Annotated in this window: 2 protein-coding genes and 1 pseudogene; all 3 read right to left on the bottom strand. The window is 63.0% G+C overall.

Annotated elements, in window-relative coordinates:
- Positions 1-323, bottom strand: a pseudogene (locus tag ACE4YL_RS06275) (hypothetical protein); the annotation flags it as partial.
- Between the two features lie 274 nt (positions 324-597).
- Positions 598-762, bottom strand: coding sequence for a hypothetical protein (locus tag ACE4YL_RS06270; RefSeq protein WP_461369384.1), 165 nt, complete (start codon positions 760-762; stop codon positions 598-600).
- The coding region (locus tag ACE4YL_RS06265; protein ID WP_461369383.1) for a RecT family recombinase at positions 759-1,229 on the bottom strand (471 nt) is incomplete at its 5' end. The genes ACE4YL_RS06265 and ACE4YL_RS06270, both read right to left, overlap by 4 nt.

Below are 1,229 nucleotides of genomic sequence, written 5' to 3'. Positions count from 1 at the left end.
GGTGGCGCGATCGGAGTCGGTTCCGGCGCCCTCACTGGAGCGGGTTCCGGCTCCTCGACGGGTGCGCTCTTCTGTGCCGGCTGCACCACAGGCACCCGGTCTTCAGGAATACTGCAGAGTCGAGCGATATAGGCCCGGACTGCAGATTTCGTCTCCTCATCGGCGTCCCGGAACTGTCCGAGGAGCGACGAGGCTCCCTGCTCCACCAACCGGAGGTAGTCCTCCGGGGAGCCGATCTCAGCGCCGAACGAGAATGAGAACGACCCGGCGCTGCCAAAATTGATAGTTCCGCCTATTTTGGCGGATTTTAGGTTATATGTCATGCCCGATCACCTCCCGATAGGGCAACGTGTTCAAGGAAATCGTAGAATCTCCGGGCCCCATAGGCGTTACTCCGCCGACTGCCTTCTGTCGAGGCATCGGCGCCAGCCACCCGCTGCAACCGATCAGAATCGAGGGGGATCCCGGCAGGGAACGCCTCATCTAGCCGACGTGCGACCCTGATGAAGCGCTCTATGGTCTCGTAGGCGTAGCCCCGGTCCTCGAGCCACTCACGGTACCGGGGGATTAGTTCCGGTCCCTGGCGGAGAACGACGGTCATCGTGACATCACCATAGGACACACGGCGATGCATCCCATCTGCCGGTCGCCGAACCGCGCCTCGTCGGGGGTCGCGGCCTCGCCGGAGACCGTGAGCGCGAGCGACTCGTTGTTCCCGATGTTGACGAGCGCCGACCAGGAGACGGATTTGGAGGAGGTCATTCTGCCACCTCCTTCTGCGTGTTCCACCACTCGCTGAAATGTTTGACGCAGAGCACCCTAGGGGTGTGCTCCTTGGTCTTCTCGCGGATATCCTCCGGCACTGGGACGCCGCAGACCTCGCAGGCCGTCGGGGTCGCGGGCGGCACCTCGGAGACGTAGCGCGGCTCCGGTCGGTCGCCGGTGTCGATCTCCTCGGGAGCGTAGAGGCCCGAGATCCCGAAGGCTCTCCTGAGCGCGTGAGACTCGGCAACCTTGATGATCATGGTTTTCGGCTTGGTCTGCCAGAGATTCTTGCCGGTGCTGTATTCCGAGAGCGACACCTCGACCTCGAACGGCCTGCTCATGTCCTTCCGATAGACGCGACACCAGCCGATGAGATCGTCCCCGTCCTTGCGAGTCCCGGATTCCATGCCGTCAAATTTGCCGCTCCGATGGGCAATCGCCAGGAACCCGTCGCGGCCGCAGAA

It is taken from the genome of Candidatus Darwinibacter acetoxidans, from assembly GCF_041936445.1.
In the GTDB taxonomy this organism is placed as follows: domain Bacteria; phylum Bacillota; class Limnochordia; order Darwinibacteriales; family Darwinibacteriaceae; genus DTU010.
This window is presented reverse-complemented; position numbering and strand designations above follow the sequence as displayed.